The following is an 18,307-nucleotide window of genomic DNA, read 5'->3' as shown; positions in this document are numbered from 1 at the left end:
TATTCACTGTTGTCCGGTAAAGTTTGTTATTGTTATAAAAAGACTGCATTATGATATAAAAAGAAGGATTTAGGTTTTAAAGCGGATGTCCAAGCCCCCCAATTTTAGTTGCCGTGAGTGATTTGTTGACATGACGGACAGTTTCTCCGGATCGTTCAGAAAGTTAAATAGGTGGATATAACTCATCAGATGGAGTCTTATAATAGAACTCAGATTAGAGAAAGACCATTGTCTTTTGAGTTGTACCTGGACAATTTTGATTAGAAGATCGGCAATAAAAGCGCACCATATCTGTATTTTGATTGCATTCTCATTATCCCCCAGGAAGTATTTAAGCGGGAAATTTTGCTTTACCCGCTTAAATAGTATTTCAATAAGCCATCGTTTCTTATAAAGATCGGCAATAGCTTCAGGTGGTAACGAGAAATTATTGGTTAAAAACTCAAATGTCCTTTCGGTTTCTTTGTCAAAGAAAGTAACCAGGCGAATCTCCAACTGGATACCCTCTTTTTGAGTACGTGTGCCCTGGAGGAGTAGTTTATCTTCGATGACACCGTGTGCCTTGCTTTGTTCGCTAAGCTCATTCAGCCACATTGTTGAGTATTTGGCATCTTTTTTCTGCCTGGTGACAAAGAATACGCCTTCATTTGTCATTCTTTGATATTCAGAATAGTCTACGTAACCTTTATCGAAAACGATAAAGGAACCTGGTTCGAGTTTGATCTCTTTAAGGAAGGGCATATCGTTAGCGCTGGCTGCCGTGAAGCTAATTTTCAGCGGTACATCATCTGCTGCCTTAATGAGCGTATGAACTTTGATCCCGCCTTTTCTCTTACCGTTGGCCTTTCCCGGGCTTGGGGCTTTCAATATTTGCTGAAATAAGGTAATTGTTGAAGAATCGGCAATGAATAGCTTAGGGTCGATCTTTAATCGGCTGTCCGGTAAAAGCTGCTTGTGTCGCCTATACAGGTTATCATAAATACGGGCGAATACTTCAAAGCTACGCTGGGCATTAGCATCACATAAGGTGCTTCTGGCCGGACATTTACTTATACCGATATGATGAAGCTTATGCAGGCTTGCTTTCATGCCGCTGATTACTTCTCTGCTGCTGGTGCATCTGTTAAAAACGCAGTAAAGCATCGTTACAAGATGTGTATAGGTATCAAAGTAACGGTAGTAGAGATCGTGATCCCCACGTCTTGCTAATGATCGAACATTATTACGATCTATTAAACCTAATAACTGATTCAGGACCGGCTGTCCGGTAAAAAAGTACTTTTGCTCATGTTGTGTATTTAAGTGTGGTAACTCAAATATCAACACAAAGGGGTAGTCTTTCGGCTATCCCTTCCTTTTTCCCTAAAAAATCTTTACCGGACAACAGTGCATTATATTTGGCGTGACACTTTTGTGTCGCACTAAACCATGTTACAATTAATATCCAAACTACAGCATAATACTTACAAAAAAGGCGAGTACTCAGATGAAGAATATCGCAACCTCGATGACACCATCCAACTCATTAAGGATTTCCCCTGGGATGCCGAGCGTGCATTAACTGATATTCAGTTAACCGGCCCATCAGTAACTATTCAGGATAATGATTTGAATTATCTAAAATTAGGACTTTACTTTAACAGCAAGTTTTGTGTTTATTATCTTGATATAGATAATCACTTGTATGAATATCATGCACCTAATGTTGAAGAAGCTTGTAATCTGGTAAAGGATTTTTTTGGACAAGCTCTGGAACAACATATCATGACTTATTACAAGACTGACATTGAAGAGATAATTCATAAACAAAGTCGTAATACGGCTGATGTAGAAATAAGATTTAAAAACGGAGAGGTTATAAAACCCACCATGTTAATTAGCGATGCCGATCTTCTTCAGAAATTTCCGGAAAAATCAGGCGTTAAAATTACTTTTATCGTAAAAACGAGGTTCTTCGGTGAATCAAAATCCAATTTTAACAGAATTTAATTTGGTTGACCTATTATTTTTTACAAAAAATAAAATTTTCTATTGACAAACTCTTTTTTTACCGTACATTTACGTCGTAATAAAGAAACAACAAATGAAATTAACAGGTGCATATTTTTTTGGCTACTACTTTTACTTTACCAGTGAGAGCCGGGACTAATATGTACAAAACAAACATATAAAGAAACTAAAAAGTCCCGGCCTACCAGCCGGGACTTTTTGCTTTAAGCAGGTTTATGAAAATAGAACAACCAAAAGTTGCAATTCAGGGTATCCGGGCCTCTTTTCACGAAGAAGCTGCATTGAAATACTTCGGCGAAAACACCGAGACCATTGAATGCAACTCTTTCAAACAAACGTTTGAAAGTTTAAAAAACCGTGAGGCCGATTATGTGGTAATGGCTATCGAAAACAGCATTGCCGGCAGCATCCTGCCAAACTATACCTTGCTGCTTGATTATGGCTTTCCCGTAGTTGGTGAAATTTACCTGCCCATCCAGCTGCACCTGATGGCTTTGCCCGGGGTAAAATTCGAGGATATTAAATATGTAACCTCCCACCCCATTGCCTTACGCCAGTGTGTTGATTTTTTTGACGAATATCCACACCTCAAAATTGTGGAGAGCAGTGATACCGCGGCCTGTGCTAAACGCATCAGAGATGAGCAACTAACAGATACGGTTGCTATTGCAAATTCCTTAGCCGCGAAACTTTACGGCCTGGATGTTTTGGAGCGTCGCATCGAATCGAACAAAAGAAACTTCACTCGTTTTCTGATCCTTACCCATCATGATAATATCGAAAAGAAACCGGCTAACAAAGCTTCTTTATGCTTCCAGGTAAGTAACAAAGTTGGTGCATTGGCTAAAGTGCTTAATATTTTTGCCGAAGAAGGCGTAAATATGAGCAAAATCCAGTCGATGCCAATTTTGGGCAAGCGCAACGAGTACAATTTTTATGTAGATATAGAATGGGAGGAGCAAAAACAATATGACGCTTCCATAAGGCAGATCCTTAAGTACACCCATAACTTCAATATCCTTGGCGAGTACGAAAGGCACGATGATGAGCATGCGGTGAGCCCAAAACCTCGCCGGGCCGAACGGAGCATCCGCAAGTATATCAATATCAGGCGTAGTGTATAATAAAGACAATCGGCAAACAGAACCCAAAAAACTAAATAATTTAAATTATCAACTAACACTCCCGGCTACCACCGGACAAACAAAAAAACGATGAAACTAAATTTAAACATACAGCCGCTTAACACCTGGATTAAAACAGGTAAGGAACCTTTGGTTATTTCAGGCCCTTGCAGCGCTGAAACAGAAGAACAATTAGTAGCTACAGCTCATTTATTAGCCCAAACAGGTAAAATCTCAGCTTTGCGTGCAGGTATTTGGAAACCACGTACCCGTCCGGGTGAGTTTGAAGGTATTGGCAGCATTGGTTTGGAGTGGTTAAAACGCGCCAAAGAAGAAACAGGCTTGCCAACTGCTGTTGAGGTTGCTACTGCAAAACACGTTGAAGAAGCTTTAAAAGCGGGTGTTGATATCCTTTGGGTAGGTGCACGTTCAACAGCTAACCCTTTCACCGTTCAGGAAATTGCTGATGCTTTAAAAGGTGTTGATGTGCCTGTAATGGTTAAAAACCCAGTAAATCCTGATCTTTCATTATGGGTTGGCGCATTAGAGCGGATCAACAATGCAGGTATCACCAAATTGGCTGCCATTCATCGTGGTTTCTCATCTTATGAAAAATCAGCTTTCCGTAATGAACCGATGTGGGATGTTGCTATCGCCTTAAAAACCCTGGCCCCTGAACTGCCTCTTATTAATGACCCGAGCCATATTTCAGGTAATCGCGATCTAATCGGTTATGTTTCACAAAAAGCTTTAGATCTTGATATGCAGGGCTTAATGATCGAATCACATATCGACCCAAGCGTAGCCTGGACAGATGCTAAACAACAGGTTACTCCAGCTGCTCTTGCCGATATCATTGACCACTTAACTTTGCGTAAAGCGGAAGTTAGAAATTCTGAAGTAAACGATAAACTGGCTGAACTACGTAATCAAATCGACAAGATAGACGACTTGGTAATCCAGAAAATTGCTGAGCGTATGCAGATTGCCGAAAAAATCGGTCAGTACAAAAAAGATAATAACATTACTATTTTACAGGTTGGCCGTTGGGATGAGATCCTTCAAAAACGTACAACTTACGGTAAAGCATTAAAATTAAGCGCCGAGTTTACTGAAAAATTGCTTGAATTAGTTCACAACGAATCTATCCGCAGGCAAACAGAAGTAATGAACGCCGACGCCGCTCAGGGCCAGGCAGCAGAAAAACTTACACACGCCTAATATTTTAAATGATGCATAACATCATTCTGAAAAGAAACAACAAGTTCATTAACGGCACGGTTAACCTCACCGGTTCAAAAAGTGAGTGTAACCGCGCCCTGATCATCGAAGCGTTAAGCAAAGGTAAAGTAAGAGTTGAAAACGTATCTGACGCCGCTGACGCTGTTTTACTGGCAGGTATTTTAAGGGAGAACCAAGAGTCAAGAGCCAAGAGCCAGGAGGTTCTGGCAGGAAACGCTTCTCCTGATAATTCCGAAATCGAAAATTGCAAATCCGAAATCGTAGACATCGGTCCGGCGGGTACGGCTATGCGTTTTTTGACGGCTTACTATGCTATACAGGAAGATGAAGTGATCTTAACCGGTAGTAAACGCATGAAGGAACGGCCAATAGGTATACTGGTTGATGCATTACGCGAGCTGGGCGCCAATATTGATTATGAAGAGAATGATGGCTATCCTCCTATCAAATTAAAAGGCGGCTTTAAACAACAAACCGGTCAAATCAGTATCAAAGGCAATATCAGCAGCCAGTACATTACTGCTTTGTTACTTATTGCCCCAGCCCTGCCTTTGGGCCTGGAATTGCATATTGAAGGCAAGTTAACTTCACGTCCTTATGTTGAAATGACCCTGGCTATGCTTGAAACTTCTGGTATCAAGCACACTTGGGAAGGTAATGTTATTGCAATTTCAAATCAGGAATTCACGACAACATCATTGTACGTTGAACCGGACTGGAGCGCTGCCTCATATTGGTACGCTATTGCAGCACTTGCTGATGAGGCCGAGCTATTTTTAACTGGTTTAACACCATATAGCTTACAGGGCGACAGCGTGATCACCGAGATCATGGCTAACTTTGGTATTACTTCGCAGTTCAGGGATGGTGGCGTTCATCTAAAAAAGAGAACAAACCTATCTCCCGCCGTGAGTTTGACCTGAAAGAATGCCCCGACCTGGCACAAACAGTAATTGTTGTTTGCGCAGCGCTTAATCATGAAGCATCTTTTACCGGCCTTGAAACTTTAAAGATCAAAGAAACCGACCGCATCCTGGCCCTGCAAACAGAACTTGGCAAAATGGGTGTTAAGCTGATTGAAAAAGATGAAGTTTACACGCTTGATTGCAGCGGGAAATTTATCCCCGAAACTGTCTTCATCAACACATATCACGATCACCGCATGGCAATGGCTTTTGCGCCGCTCGCTCTCATTCTTCCTCAAATGGAATTTGAGAACGGACCGGTAGTTGAAAAATCATATCCCGCTTTCTGGAACGATCTGGAAAAACAGGGGTTTGAAGTAGTAGAGAAGGAAGCTTAAAGCTGAAGGCAAAAAGCCTAAAGCAAAAAACAAACAAAAAACGCGTCACTACGGGGTACGAAGTAATCCCAGGCGAGGTTAGACTTACGAAGTTTTAAAACTTCGTAAGTCTGGATTGCAAAATGACGATTATAAAACAACCAATTAAAGATATCCGGATAAGATTTTCTCATATCTCATATCTAACATCTCATATCTAAAACTATGGCAGGCAATTCATTCGGGCAATTATTCAGGATAACAACTTTTGGCGAATCACATGGCGAGGCCATCGGTGTAATTATTGACGGATGCCCGGCCGGCTTACAGGTTGATCTTGATTACATCCAGGGCGAACTGGATAAACGCAAACCAGGCCAGTCAAAGATCACTACCCAACGTAAAGAAAGCGACACGGTAAGAATCCTTTCAGGTGTATTTGAAGATAAAACTACGGGTACCCCTATTGCTATGCTGATCCCCAATGAAGATCAGCGTTCGAAAGATTATAGCCACAATGTGGATGTTTTCCGTCCATCGCATGCAGACTATACCTACGAAGCTAAATATGGCATCCGCGACCATCGCGGTGGTGGCCGTTCCTCTGCCCGTGAAACTGCGGCCCGTGTTGCTGCCGGCGCTTTGGCTAAACTGCTACTTAAAACACTGGGTATAGAAATTGTTGCCCATGTAAGCAGCGTAGGTAAGATCAATGCACCAAATGTATTTATAAACGATCCGATTGAGTTTATTGCAGAGCGCGAAAAAAATATTGTACGCTGTGCCGATCCGGCCACTGCGGAAGAGATGATCGAATTTATTGATAGTGTGCGAAAAGATGGAGATACAGTTGGTGGCAAAATCAGCTGCTATGTAAAAAACTGCCCGGTTGGCCTTGGCGACCCTGTGTTTGATAAATTGCATGCCGATTTAGGCAAAGCGATGCTAAGCATCAACGCCGTTCACGGTTTTGAGTTTGGTTCAGGCTTTGAAGGTAGCGAAATGCGCGGGTCTGAGCATAACGACATCTTTGTAAAATCACATCTGGGTGATATACAAACCATTACCAATTTTTCGGGCGGAATCCAGGGAGGCATCAGCAATGGCATGCCTATCGAATTTAAGGTAGCCTTTAAACCCGTAGCCACCATAATGAAAAACCAGGCAACTATCGACAGCCAGGGAAATGCTGCCGAAATATCAGGCAAAGGCCGTCACGATCCTTGCGTGGTTCCGCGCGCCGTACCTATTGTTGAAGCTATGGCAGCCCTCGTTTTGGCCGATCATTGGTTGAGGAACAGAAACGCCCGTTTAAGCTAAAAGCGCTCAGTTAGCCGAAAGCAAAAAGCCGAAAGCTTAAAGCGTTCCACTGAGAACATTTGAGTTTTCGGCCTTTTATTTTCACCAAGCTTCTTTTGCTTTTGGCTTTCTGCTTTAAGCTTTCAGCCCAATAACCTACCTTTGTAAAGCCATGCTTACCTCAATTATCCAATTATACAAACAAGCCTATAGCGGACTTTCAAAAAACAGCTGGTACCTGAGCATCGTAATGCTTATTAACCGCAGCGGTACCATGGTTGTACCTTTCATGACCATTTATACCATCAGGCAACTGCATTTTACCATTGAACAGTCTGGATATATCATGGCAATTTTTGGCGTGGGTGCTGTATCCGGCGGCTTTATTGGCGGTAAGCTGATCAATAAAATAGGCTTTTATGATTTACAGGTGGGTGCATTACTTACCGGTGGCTTGCTTTTCCTGGTACTGGGTTACCAAACAAGTTTCATCAGCATGGCTATCTTCACGTTAGTTTTAAGCATCTGCAATGAATCGTTCCGGCCCGCAAACTCAACTGCTATAGCGCACTACAGTACTGAAGAAAACAAAACGCGCTCCTACTCGCTTAACCGGTTAGCTACAAACTTAGGCTGGGCCTTTGGCGGCGGGTTAGGGGGATTATTGGCGGCTATAAATTATCATTTACTTTTTTGGGTAGATGGTTGTACCAATATAGCAGCAGGCATACTGTTGCTTACTTTGATGCCCCGTTCAAAAGTAGCCAAAACCATTAAAGAAGCAGTGGCCGGTTTTGATGAAGTATTTTCATCGGCTTATAAAGACGGGGTTTACCTGCTGTTTATCTTATTGGCTACCCTGTTCGCAACTTGTTTTTTCCAGTTCTTTATTATGCAGCCTGTATTTTATAAAATACAATGGCATTTTAATGAGCGTTTTATCGGTTTCCTGCTGGCTTTAAACGGGATACTTATCGTTTTGATTGAAATGATATTGATTAACTGGCTTGAAGGCAAACGCCATGCCCTAACCTATATTATCTCGGGCATCCTGGTTACCGGAGCCGGTTTTGTTTTGCTTAATCTGATGCCGCATGTGCCTTTGGTAGCCATATTAATTGTCTGCATGATAACTTTGGGTGAAATGCTTTCCATGCCATTTATGAACACGTTTTGGATAAGCCGTTCAAATGTACGCAACCGAGGTGAGTATGCTGCATTATACAGCATGTCATGGGCCGGCGCACAAATCATTGCTCCATTTTTGGGCAGCCAGGTTATCGCCTACGGAGGGTTTGAGCTTTTGTGGTGGCTACTTGGCGGTGTCTGCCTGATTGTGGCCTTCGGCTATTTGATCATGAAACGTTCAATACATACCACTAAACGTGTGCCTGTTTTACCTTAATTTGCTATCATGAAAAAAGCCATCATATTAGATCTTGATAATACCATATACCCTGTAAGTTCCATTGCCGATCATTTGTTTAATGAACTGTTCAACTTTCTTGATCAGCATATTGCCGGCGAGGGTATCGAGCATATCAATAAAGCAAAGGAGGATTTAAAGAGGATTCCCTATCAAAAGGTGGCAGACAAATATCAATTCAGCGAACTCGTTAAAAACAAAGGGCTCGAACTATTAAATAACATCGAGTACAACCGGCCGATGCAGCCTTTTGATGATTATAAACAGATCCGCGAAGCAGAGGTCACCAAATTTTTGGTTACCACAGGTTTTACCAAACTGCAATGGAGCAAAGTTAAAATGCTGAACATTGAAGCAGATTTTGAAGCCATCCACATTGTTGACCCTGAACTTTCGCCCCTAACCAAGAAAGATATTTTCGCGTCAATATTAGAGAAATACGATTATAAAACGCGAGACGTACTCATTATTGGTGACGATCCCGAATCTGAAATAAAAGCTGCAAGCGAATTGGGTATCGATACTTTTCTATACGATCCCGAAAATAAACATCCAAACGCCCAGGTAACCTATCGCTCACAAAATCTTAAAGACGCGGCCGCTATTGTTGCTTAAGCACCTTTACCGTAACCAAAAGCTGCCCAAGATGGCGCATGGTATGCTCAGCCGAATGCGTGTACAAGCCGATAACTGTAGATGGTAATTGCCCCCGGCCTACTCCTCGCCATTCGGTTAATATGGTCTCGTCGGTAGCTTTGAGTTGATCGATAGCGTTATCAACCTGGATATTAAACGCTTTTATCAAATCAACAACGGTAATTTCACGTTCACCAGGTTTACCTTCGGCTGCAAGATAATTCAGTTGTGCCGCGCTAAGCCCCTCTCTTTTTGCATAGGTAAAAAGCCGGCTAAGTACCCCAGTGAGGTGTTGTAAATGAAAACCCGGCGATGCCATGCCGGCAAGCTTTTGCCACAGCAGCTTTTCCGGAAAATCGGCCATCAATTCATTAAGCTCCTCTCTTGCCTGCAAAAGAGCATGGGCAACAGGCTGAAGCAGGGCCGACATGTCATCCAGTGGCCCGCGAAGCCAAACTTCAGGTAATTTTTGAGTAGACATTAGTTTTTATTTAACATGGTTTTCACTTGTTCATGATTCAACGTTTGAGGCAGACCATAAATGGCTCTTACGCGCTCATGTGTATTATCAGTCCAAAGCCAGCTCGTCCAAACCATAAACCAGGCCCATTCGGGTTGGGCTGCCAGAATTTCGGGTTTTGGAAGTTCGCCGGTTTCTGTAAGCGCAATGATCTTGCCATTAGCAACCTTTAGCAAATCGTTATAATCCCGTTGTTCATAATCGAAATGATAGATATCAGCACCTAAAATGTCTACGTAATCGGCACCCGGATAAAAGTCTTTATAGTCATACGCTTCATCTAATGGAAGGTCGCGCAAACCGTTTGGGCCCCATACCCAAATCAGATTATTTAAATGATGATAATTGGTATACCGATCGTACATCATTTTCCAAAGCTTGATGATCCCGTCGTTCCCTTTTTTGTTTCCCCACCAAAACCATACGCCGTTCATTTCATGGTAAGGCCGCCACAAAACAGGCACATAGGCATCCCTGAGCTGTTTCAGGTAACCGGCTACCACGTCAATTTGGGCAAGCCATTTTTTATTCAGATCGGTATTGGGTGTAATTAACTCTTTCCATTGGGCATCAGTTATTTTGCCCTGAATGCTTTGCTTCCAATCATATGGCGGGTTATCTAAAGGGCGCCCCTGGTGCCACATGAGTGTTACCAGATAGCCATCCTGCCATTTTTGCTTAGCTTCGTTTACAAGGTCCTGCCCCAGGTCTTTGTCTCCCCAAAGCATGAAATCTGAGCCCCAAACGGCAGGATATTGTCCTGTAATTGCCTTGGCACTGTCTGAAAAAACGTCACGATCGCTGTTATAATTTTGTTGACCCGATAAAATATGTTTGCCTTTTATACTATAAAGGAAGCTAAGCAATTTATTTACCTCAGGCGACGCTTCTTTATTTACTGGTTTAAAACTTTGTGCTAATGCCATGAAAGGCAATGATATGATTAAAGTAAGCGGGAATAGTTTTTTCATTTTAATTAAACTGGCTATTCGGGTTAAAGGAGATAACAGGCTTTGTTCAAAAATAAATAAAAAGCACGGCCGTTTATGGTATGGCTATTGCTATTCATAAGCAATATTTAACTATCTTTCTGTCTATATGATACCTATTCCCTTTAGGAAACACTTTATCCCGATTATACTTTCCACGTGTTTGGTTTTGCCTGCTGTATTACAAAGCTGCAAGAAAAAGCATGAAATGATTGCTGAAGATATGTTCAGGATCACACAAAATGAAATTTTTAAAAAGGCCGATACTGAAGGATACATCCCTGTTTTTAAAAGAGTATTCACAAAATACCGGTCTAAGACTGCCAATCCGCTGGCTATCGAATCGTTTTTCAAAAAGAACGAATACCAGCCGCTCTTAGTTATAAACCACTTGAACAATGGCGATCTCGAAGCTTTACCAGAATATCTTGATAAGATCAATGAACACGGCCTCGATCCAACTATGTATCCATCGGCAGAGATCAAAGCACTTGTAGCCAAACTTAAAGACAAAAAGGCGATAAAAACAATTGATGAAGCCTATGAAACTGTTGCCAAACTTGAGGTGTTAACAGCGGGCGCATTAATAAAATATTCCAATGCCCTGCAATACGGTGTGATCAATCCTAAAAAGATCTACTCGAGATATTTTATGGCCACCCGCCGGCCCGATAGCACAACGATGCTTGCCACTTTAAACCGAGCAGACTTTAAGACATTACTTGACAGTATCCAACCCAAAAGCCCTCAATATTTAGCGTTGCAAAAAGCATACAGGGACAGTGTAACTATCGAAGGCCTTTCCCGCGAGGAGAGCAAACGCTACTTATTGGTTAGCCTGGAGCGGCTGCGTTGGAGAAATAAACCTTTCGAACCCAAATACGTGATAGTAAACATCCCCGATTTCAGGCTCGACGTTATCGAAGATGGCAAATCGGTTTTAAATATGAAAGTTTGTGTAGGCCAGGGACGAAACATGAAAAACCAAAACACGCTTGAACATTTTGATGATACAGCGAGAGCCGATAAACCTTTTCCGCGAGAAACGCCAATACTGAACAGCCTGATCCATAGCGTTGAGGTAAATCCTATTTGGAATATTCCCCGCAGTATTGCAACAAAAGAGATCATTGTTGAGGCTGCCGACGACCGTTACTATCTCTCAAATAAAAACATAGATGTTTTTAAGGACGGTAAAAAGATTGAGGATCCGGAAACTATCGACTGGTCGCAGGTTACGCCCGACAATCTGGAATACGAGTTTAAACAACGCCCCGGAGAAGACAACTCGCTGGGTAAAATAAAGTTTCTGTTTAAAAACCGCAGCAGCGTTTACCTGCACGATACACCTAATAAAGAAGCATTCAGGCATGCTATGCGTGCAGTAAGTCACGGCTGTGTACGATTAGGTGATCCGCTTGGCCTGGCACAAAACCTATTTGGAGAAGGTGCAGACCTCGATACCATTTCGAAAGATATGGTTGAAGATAAACCGAACCCTACCAATATCGGCTTGCCAAAGAAAACGCCTATTTACATCACCTATGTAACCTGCTGGGCAGATGATAATGGCACCATTCAATACCGCCCGGATGTTTATGGTTTAGATATAGTGCTTTACGCACATCTGCAAAGTTTTTTGGCCAAATAAAAAAAGCCCGGCAAACTTTTCGGTAAGCCGGGCTTCATGATTTGGTTTATAGTTGGGTTGGATTTAAAACTTTGTAAAATTGAATGACGTATCGGTGCTCGCCATTAAGTTAAGCGGCCCCGTTTCATCCAGGTATTTTGAATAGTACGACTCATCGTTTCCATTAATAAATAAAACGGTTTTGCCGGCAATGGTATTGATAACTTTATTAACCACTTTCGGCGATACAGCAGGGCAACCAAAGCTTCTGCCGATATATCCCTGCTCATTGATAGCAGCCGGCCCAACATAATTAGCGCCATGTACAACAATGCTGCGCATACGGGCATTCCCGTTAAAGCCTTCATCCATACCGTCAAGGTATAGTGAACGGCCATGTTTACCATTATAAACCTTATCAGTTACATAAAATCCGAGACTACTTTCATGTGAATCGTTAGCATCCGAAAAATGATTTGCCATTTCCTGACCGCTGCCTGATCCATGTGCAACCCATGTATTGAGCACCAACTGCTTGTTTAACAAATTTATAATCCACATACGCTTTTCACGGCTTGATTTGGAGAAATCAACCACGGTAAGCACCTCACTGCTTTGAGGTACTAAATGTGAAAGCTTTAAATTGGTATAACCAGTAACCGCTTTTTCAAATACGTTGAAAGCTAAACCGGCCTCCTTAAGGCGCGCTGCCTCGTATAAATTATTAACGTATTGCTCAAATAGTTCCTTTGTTGTAAACGCTACATTTTTTTCTTTACACTCACTGATCTATTTGCACCATCCGATCTCCAGCTTAAAATTGTTGCCGAAAGGAAAAAGATCGCCATAGTAACCCACAAAAAATGTTTCCTCATACGCTTGCCTGAGTTTAATTTAATTTTAATTAATTAGGGTATAGTAACAGGGTTTGGATAAAAGGTTAACCTGCCATTAACAGATTAATACAAAAATATACTTTAAAACTTGAAATCCAAATTAGCAATATGATATATTTACTAAAATGAAAATAAATTTAAAAATAAGCAATATTTTAAATTCTTATACGGAGCGAAAAAAGGAAAGGTTATAGATTAAATTTATTTAACCCATTTAATTTTATTTTCAAGCGGAATAGTGCGTTTACCTTCGGGATACTGGTCGGCATAACCAAGATATAATACGCCCATTACATTATCTTCATCCCGCAAATTCAAAAATTCTTTAAAAGTGGGTTTCAAGATAGCACCGCCGGTACTCCAGAAGGAGGCCATATTTAAGGCGGTTGCACCTAAAAGGATATTCTGAATAGCGCTCGACACAGCTGCAACTTCCTCGAACGGCGGTATTTTAGGCAAATCGCCGCGCTGCATTATCGTAATGATTACATGCGAAACTTTGTTGCCAAGGGTTTTCAGGTTATTGTATGCAGCCTCATTAAATTCTTCGGCAGATACACTCTGTTTATAAACTTCGGCATGTTCGGCACAAAACTGATCGGGGTTTTCATAAACAATAAAGCGCCAGGGTTCGGTGAAACCATGTGTCGGCGCCCAGTCGGCAAGTTCCAGAAGTGCAGCGATATGACCATTTGGAGCCTTATGACCATTCATCATGGCTGGTTTTACGGTACGGCGGGTTTTGATATTCTCGGCGACTGTTAAAAAAGTATTGTCCATAAACAGATAAAAAGCAGTTGTTGAAAACGGGATTATGAATCACTGATTTCAACAACCTGTAGTTATGTTATTAATAAATAGCGGGATATTTTGAAGGGTTAGCCTCATTCATCATAGCGTAAACGGTTTCAACAACATCATCAACAGAAGGCTTGCTGAAATAATCACCGTCCGAACCATAAGGCGGTCTGTGTTCTTTTGCGGTAAGCGTTTTTGGCTGGGCATCAAGTGCATAATAGCCATTTTGGCCTTCCATTATCTTTTGCAGGATATAAGCTGAACCCGCTCCCGGTAAATCCTCATCAACTACAAGTAACTTGCTGGTTTTCTTTAACGAAACAGCACAAATACCCTCTGTATCAAAAGGGTACAAAGTTTGCGGATCGATAATTTCGATATTGATACCCATTGCTGCAAGCTCTTCCGATGCTTCCTGCACGATGCGCAGCGTTGAACCATAAGATACAACCGTAATATCGTTGCCTTCGCGTAAAACCTCGGCTTTACCAAGCGGTACAGTAAATTCGCCGACATTGGCAGGTAACTTTTCCTTCAAGCGGTAACCGTTCAGGCATTCTATTACGAGCGCAGGTTCATCCCCCTTAACAGCGTATTGTACATACCTGCTGCCTGGGTCATGTTACGGGGCACACAAATATGAAAGCCGCGCATCGACCCTAGAATAACACTCATTGGCGAACCTGAATGCCAGATCCCTTCTAAACGATGGCCCCGGGTACGGATAATAAGCGGAGCTTTTTGCCCGCCCATAGTACGGTAACTTAAACTTGCTATATCATCACTGATGATGGTTATGGCATAGATCAGGTAGTCAAGGTACTGGATCTCTGCGATTGGCCTTAGGCCGCGCATAGCAAGGCCCATACCCTGCCCTATGATACTTGTTTCGCGAATGCCCGTATCTGTAATGCGGATTTCGCCATATTTTGCCTGTAAACCGGCGAAACCCTGGTTAACATCGCCTATCGCACCCAAATCTTCGCCAAATGCAACGATGCTTTTATCGCGCGCAAAATTAGCGTCGAAAGCTGCGTTCAATACTTCTCTTCCGTCCAATAACTTTGCATCATCGTTATAAATAGCGGGCACAACAGGAACATACAGAGGCGATTCAGGAGTTCCGGTAAAAAGCTTTGAGTTATAACGTTCCGTATTTTTTGCTTTCTCAACTTTTAACCATTCTGTTAAAAGCTGGCGTTCAACATTATTTTCGGTAGTAGTTAACCGTAATGTTTTGCGGATGGCTGAAAAGATTTCGCGACGCCCGGCATCAATACTGGAGCGCACACCAACTGATAATGCTGATATTGCTTCTTTTTTACCCGGTACTGTTTCGGCAAAGGCTTCGATCAATGCTGCAGCTTCTTCTATTTCGCTTTTTATTACGACTGCCAATTCATTAGCGGCCTCACGCTGGCATTCGCGTACATACCTTTTCGCTTCAGCTTCAAGCTCTTCCAGTTCTATTTCGGTCGAGATAGCCGATGTAATCATCCACTCGCGCATTTTTAACAAACAATCGTGCTCATCTTCCCAGGTAAGGCGTTCCCTACTTTTATATCGCTCATGTGAGCCCGAAGTTGAGTGCCCCTGTGGTTGGGTCATTTCGGTAACATGGATCAGTACAGGCACATGTTCCTCACGGCAAATATTAATGGCACGCTCGTAAGTTTCACAAAGGGCTATATAATCCCAGCCACGCACTTTAAAGATCTCGTAACCGTTGCTTCCGTTTTCGCGCTGAAAGCCTTTTAATATTTCAGAAATATCTTCTTTGGTGGTTTGCAGGTTCGCTGGCACCGAAATAGCATAAGCGTCATCCCAAATAGAGATGGCCATAGGTACCTGCAGTACCCCCTGCATTAAAAGTTTCAAAAAACGAACCTTCGGATGTAGCGCCGTTACCAACGCTGCCAAAAGCAACTTCATTACCATTAACCGAAAATTGTTTCAGGTAATCCAGTTCTTTATTTTGGCGATATAGCTTTGACGCGTAAGCTAAACCTAATAAGCGAGGGATTTGTCCGGCAGTGGTTGAGATATCCGACGAACTGTTCATTGTTTCGGCCTGGTTAACCCAACTGCCATCAGTATTTACAAAACGCGTAGCGTAGTGGCAGTTCATTTGTCTGCCACCAGAGGCTGGATCTTTTTCAATATCGGGGTTAGCATATAACTGGGCAAAAAACTCTTTCATATTGCTCATGCCCGTAGCAAACATAAAAGTTTGATCGCGGTAGTAGCCCGCGCGCCAGTCGCCGGCGCGGAAAGCCTTGGCCATCGCCAGTTGCGCAACCTCTTTACCGTCGCCGAAAATACCGAACTTTGCCTTGCCCGTTAGCACTTCCCTGCGGCCTATTAAACTGGCCTGACGGCTCTCATAACCAATGCGGTAATCATCAATAACAATCTTCTTGAAATCATCAAAACTGAGCTCGGCAGTATTAAATTTACTGGTAGCGCGTGTTGTAGTTTCAGGCATATAAAATTTTGTTTAGACGGTAAAAGTATAAAATTCTATTCTGTATTAAGCAAACTAACAGATAAAACCCCGAGTTTGAGTAATAGTTTTGTAATTACATTAAACCTTTTATATTTGTAATAATCAAATATAACGTATGAAAAAGATATTAATGATTTGCGCTGTAATATTAGGCTTTGCCTTCACCGCATCAGCACAAGATAGCGGAAAAGCTGAGTTTAAATTTAACGAAGAAAAGCATGATTTTGGTAAAATACCACAAGGCACTCCCGTTACTACTGTGTTTGAATTTACCAACATTGGTAAAGAACCGCTTATTTTAACAGAAGTAAGGCCAACCTGCGGCTGCACCATCGCCGATTACACTAAAACACCGGTAAAAAGCGGTGATAAAGGCATGATCAAGATCACTTACAATGCTGCTGCTGCTGCTCCGTTTAACAAAACTATCGTAGTTAAATCAAACGCAGTAACACCCGAAAAATATTTGAACATTGTTGGTGAAGTAGTAGCTAAACCCGCGGCGAGCAAATAACTGATTACATGCTTTAAATATCCCGTATATCAACCGGGATATTTAAAAATAATATTTAAAAGACCCGGTTTCGGGTCTTTTTTCGTTTACAAAGGTTTTACAAAACAGTATTTTGATTTTTAGTAATTTTGCAGGATGCCAAAAATATCTGAAAAAGGGCAACGGATGCCCGCATCACCGATAAGAAAATTAACACCTTACGCTGATAAAGCTAAGCAGGATGGAAAAAAGGTGTATCATCTCAACATCGGCCAACCCGATATTGCTACACCCGAAGGCATGCTGAATGCCATTAAAAATATTGATTTTAAGGTTTGGGCTTATACCCCGAGCGAAGGTACATTAAGCTATCGCAAAAAGCTTACTGAATATTATAACAAGCTGGATTATAATATTACTCCCGAGGATATTATTGTTACCACTGGAGGCTCAGAAGCAATTACTATTGCCATGATGGCCTGCCTTGATTCGGGCGATGAAGTGATCATCCCTGAACCTTTTTATGCCAATTATAATGGATTTGCAAGCCAGGGCGATGTTGTGGTTAAGCCTATATTGTCATACATTGATAATGGTTTCGCGCTCCCTCCTATCAGCGAATTTGAAAAGCTAATAACGCATAAAACCAGGGCCATCATCATATGCAATCCTAACAACCCTACCGGGTATTTATACTCAAAAGAAGAGATGGAAGCATTGAAGCAATTGGTTTTAAAGCATGACCTGTACCTGTTTTCGGACGAAGCTTACCGCGAGTTTTGCTATGATGGCCGTTCATTTATATCACCGATGCACATGGATGGGCTTGAAGAAAACGTTGTAATACTGGATACAGTAAGCAAACGCTATAGCGCGTGCGGTGCCCGGTTAGGATGCCTGATCACTAAAAATAAAGAGTTGCGTGCCACAGCTTTAAAATTTGCCCAGGCCCGTTTAAGCGCAGGCATGGTAGAACAAATTGCAGGCGAAGCTGCCGTTGATACTCCGGATAGGTATTTTGAAGCTGTAAATAAAGAATATACCAGCAGGCGTAACACACTTGTTAGTGCATTAAACAAAATGGATGGCGTTTATTGCCCTAATCCCGGCGGGGCTTTTTATGTGGTTGCCAAACTGCCTATTGACAATGCCGACAAGTTTTGCCAATGGATGCTTGAAGGCTTCAGCCTCAACAACGAAACCGTGATGATGGCCCCTGCCACCGGCTTTTACAGCACACCGGGCGCGGGACTCAATGAAGTGCGTATGGCATACGTTTTAAATAACAACGAGCTTGAAAAAGCGATGATTTGTTTGGATGAAGCATTGAAAGTTTATCCGGGCAGGACGGTTAGCAGTGAGCAATTATCAGTTGGCAGTTTGTAACAGGCGGTTGTAGCAGGCAGTCGCTTAATTTATAAATGGAAAACCACTGCTTAAAACTGCAAACTATTTC

16 protein-coding genes and 1 pseudogene are annotated in these 18,307 nt (G+C 42.2%); 11 read left to right on the top strand and 6 right to left on the bottom strand.

The genetic code is table 11. The annotated features are described in order from the left end of the window. Positions 1-69 precede the first annotated feature (69 nt). Entirely contained in the window at positions 70-1,326 is a 1,257-nt protein-coding gene (locus ACRQ5D_RS22380; protein ID WP_431199200.1) for an IS4 family transposase, read from the bottom strand. 102 nt (positions 1,327-1,428) lie between these two features. Between ACRQ5D_RS22380 and ACRQ5D_RS22375 the strand changes: the two genes are divergently transcribed. The 8 genes from ACRQ5D_RS22375 to ACRQ5D_RS22340 all read left to right on the top strand — a co-directional run bounded on the left by ACRQ5D_RS22375 (position 1,429) and on the right by ACRQ5D_RS22340 (position 8,998). After that, on the top strand, positions 1,429-1,989 hold the full coding sequence (locus ACRQ5D_RS22375) for a hypothetical protein (RefSeq protein ID WP_091168350.1): 561 nt from the start codon (positions 1,429-1,431) through the stop codon (positions 1,987-1,989). Positions 1,990-2,225: 236 nt separating this feature from the next. Next, positions 2,226-3,134 carry a prephenate dehydratase gene (locus ACRQ5D_RS22370; protein WP_091168353.1) on the top strand — a complete coding sequence of 303 codons (909 nt, stop codon included), beginning with the start codon at positions 2,226-2,228 and terminating at the stop codon, positions 3,132-3,134. Positions 3,135-3,224: 90 nt separating this feature from the next. Further along, positions 3,225-4,355: a chorismate mutase gene (locus tag ACRQ5D_RS22365; protein ID WP_090525833.1), complete on the top strand. Its 1,131-nt coding sequence runs from the start codon at positions 3,225-3,227 to the stop codon at positions 4,353-4,355. Positions 4,356-4,366: 11 nt separating this feature from the next. Then, positions 4,367-5,299, top strand: a complete 933-nt coding sequence (locus tag ACRQ5D_RS22360) for a 3-phosphoshikimate 1-carboxyvinyltransferase (RefSeq protein ID WP_432326639.1) — start codon at positions 4,367-4,369, stop codon at positions 5,297-5,299. After that, entirely contained in the window at positions 5,275-5,679 is a 405-nt protein-coding gene (locus ACRQ5D_RS22355; protein WP_431200845.1) for a hypothetical protein, read from the top strand. The genes ACRQ5D_RS22360 and ACRQ5D_RS22355 overlap by 25 nt, the downstream gene beginning before the upstream one ends. Positions 5,680-5,883: 204 nt before the next feature. Next, complete coding sequence (aroC, locus tag ACRQ5D_RS22350) at positions 5,884-6,978, top strand: chorismate synthase (protein ID WP_091168359.1); 1,095 nt, start codon at positions 5,884-5,886, stop codon at positions 6,976-6,978. Between the two features lie 151 nt (positions 6,979-7,129). Continuing rightward, entirely contained in the window at positions 7,130-8,362 is a 1,233-nt protein-coding gene (locus ACRQ5D_RS22345) for an MFS transporter (protein WP_091168364.1), read from the top strand. Positions 8,363-8,371: 9 nt separating this feature from the next. Then, entirely contained in the window at positions 8,372-8,998 is a 627-nt protein-coding gene (locus ACRQ5D_RS22340) for an HAD family hydrolase (protein ID WP_091168367.1), read from the top strand. Here ACRQ5D_RS22340 and ACRQ5D_RS22335 read toward each other — a convergent pair. Together ACRQ5D_RS22335 and ACRQ5D_RS22330 are read right to left on the bottom strand one after the other, a co-directional pair. Beyond that, positions 8,985-9,500, bottom strand: a complete 516-nt coding sequence (locus tag ACRQ5D_RS22335) for a DinB family protein (protein ID WP_091168371.1) — start codon at positions 9,498-9,500, stop codon at positions 8,985-8,987. The two genes, ACRQ5D_RS22340 and ACRQ5D_RS22335, sit on opposite strands and share 14 nt — an antisense overlap. After that, positions 9,500-10,510 carry a glycosyl hydrolase gene (locus ACRQ5D_RS22330; protein WP_091168374.1) on the bottom strand — a complete coding sequence of 337 codons (1,011 nt, stop codon included), beginning with the start codon at positions 10,508-10,510 and terminating at the stop codon, positions 9,500-9,502. The genes ACRQ5D_RS22335 and ACRQ5D_RS22330 overlap by 1 nt, the downstream gene beginning before the upstream one ends. A 226-nt stretch (positions 10,511-10,736) precedes the next feature. On the opposite strand from ACRQ5D_RS22330, the gene ACRQ5D_RS22325 reads away from it, so the two are divergent. Further along, positions 10,737-12,179, top strand: coding sequence for a L,D-transpeptidase family protein (locus ACRQ5D_RS22325; protein WP_431200437.1), 1,443 nt, complete (start codon positions 10,737-10,739; stop codon positions 12,177-12,179). A gap of 63 nt (positions 12,180-12,242) precedes the next feature. Here the strand turns inward: ACRQ5D_RS22325 and ACRQ5D_RS22320 are convergent, their stop codons facing one another. From ACRQ5D_RS22320 to ACRQ5D_RS22310, 3 genes and pseudogenes are all read right to left on the bottom strand, one after another. After that, positions 12,243-12,947, bottom strand: a complete 705-nt coding sequence (locus ACRQ5D_RS22320) for a murein L,D-transpeptidase catalytic domain family protein (protein WP_431200844.1) — start codon at positions 12,945-12,947, stop codon at positions 12,243-12,245. 308 nt (positions 12,948-13,255) lie between these two features. Next, positions 13,256-13,834, bottom strand: a complete 579-nt coding sequence (locus tag ACRQ5D_RS22315) for a nitroreductase family protein (RefSeq protein ID WP_091168381.1) — start codon at positions 13,832-13,834, stop codon at positions 13,256-13,258. Positions 13,835-13,904: 70 nt separating this feature from the next. Then, a pseudogene (locus ACRQ5D_RS22310) lies at positions 13,905-16,337 on the bottom strand (alpha-ketoacid dehydrogenase subunit alpha/beta). Positions 16,338-16,473: 136 nt separating this feature from the next. Between ACRQ5D_RS22310 and ACRQ5D_RS22305 the strand changes: the two are divergent. Further along, positions 16,474-16,872, top strand: coding sequence for a DUF1573 domain-containing protein (locus tag ACRQ5D_RS22305; protein WP_091168388.1), 399 nt, complete (start codon positions 16,474-16,476; stop codon positions 16,870-16,872). Positions 16,873-17,007: 135 nt separating this feature from the next. Continuing rightward, positions 17,008-18,237: a pyridoxal phosphate-dependent aminotransferase gene (locus ACRQ5D_RS22300; protein ID WP_091168391.1), complete on the top strand. Its 1,230-nt coding sequence runs from the start codon at positions 17,008-17,010 to the stop codon at positions 18,235-18,237. Positions 18,238-18,307: the final 70 nt, after the last annotated feature.

Source organism: Mucilaginibacter sp. P25 (assembly GCF_050859465.1).
Taxonomy (GTDB): domain Bacteria; phylum Bacteroidota; class Bacteroidia; order Sphingobacteriales; family Sphingobacteriaceae; genus Mucilaginibacter; species Mucilaginibacter gossypii.
Note: the sequence above shows the minus strand (reverse complement) of the source record. Positions and strands in the feature narration are given on the sequence as shown.

Excerpts from the sequence above, each read along its gene's own strand:
- ACRQ5D_RS22325 (WP_431200437.1), top strand. The coding sequence starts at position 10,737 with ATGATTGCTGAAGATATGTTCAGGATCACACAAAATGAAATTTTTAAA.
- aroC (WP_091168359.1), top strand. The coding sequence starts at position 5,884 with ATGGCAGGCAATTCATTCGGGCAATTATTCAGGATAACAACTTTTGGC.
- ACRQ5D_RS22345 (WP_091168364.1), top strand. The coding sequence starts at position 7,130 with ATGCTTACCTCAATTATCCAATTATACAAACAAGCCTATAGCGGACTT.
- ACRQ5D_RS22305 (WP_091168388.1), top strand. The coding sequence starts at position 16,474 with ATGAAAAAGATATTAATGATTTGCGCTGTAATATTAGGCTTTGCCTTC.
- ACRQ5D_RS22335 (WP_091168371.1), bottom strand. The coding sequence starts at position 9,500 with ATGTCTACTCAAAAATTACCTGAAGTTTGGCTTCGCGGGCCACTGGAT.
- ACRQ5D_RS22365 (WP_090525833.1), top strand. The coding sequence starts at position 3,225 with ATGAAACTAAATTTAAACATACAGCCGCTTAACACCTGGATTAAAACA.
- ACRQ5D_RS22340 (WP_091168367.1), top strand. The coding sequence starts at position 8,372 with ATGAAAAAAGCCATCATATTAGATCTTGATAATACCATATACCCTGTA.
- ACRQ5D_RS22300 (WP_091168391.1), top strand. The coding sequence starts at position 17,008 with ATGCCAAAAATATCTGAAAAAGGGCAACGGATGCCCGCATCACCGATA.
- ACRQ5D_RS22330 (WP_091168374.1), bottom strand. The coding sequence starts at position 10,510 with ATGAAAAAACTATTCCCGCTTACTTTAATCATATCATTGCCTTTCATG.
- ACRQ5D_RS22315 (WP_091168381.1), bottom strand. The coding sequence starts at position 13,834 with ATGGACAATACTTTTTTAACAGTCGCCGAGAATATCAAAACCCGCCGT.
- ACRQ5D_RS22370 (WP_091168353.1), top strand. The coding sequence starts at position 2,226 with ATGAAAATAGAACAACCAAAAGTTGCAATTCAGGGTATCCGGGCCTCT.
- ACRQ5D_RS22360 (WP_432326639.1), top strand. The coding sequence starts at position 4,367 with ATGCATAACATCATTCTGAAAAGAAACAACAAGTTCATTAACGGCACG.
- ACRQ5D_RS22375 (WP_091168350.1), top strand. The coding sequence starts at position 1,429 with ATGTTACAATTAATATCCAAACTACAGCATAATACTTACAAAAAAGGC.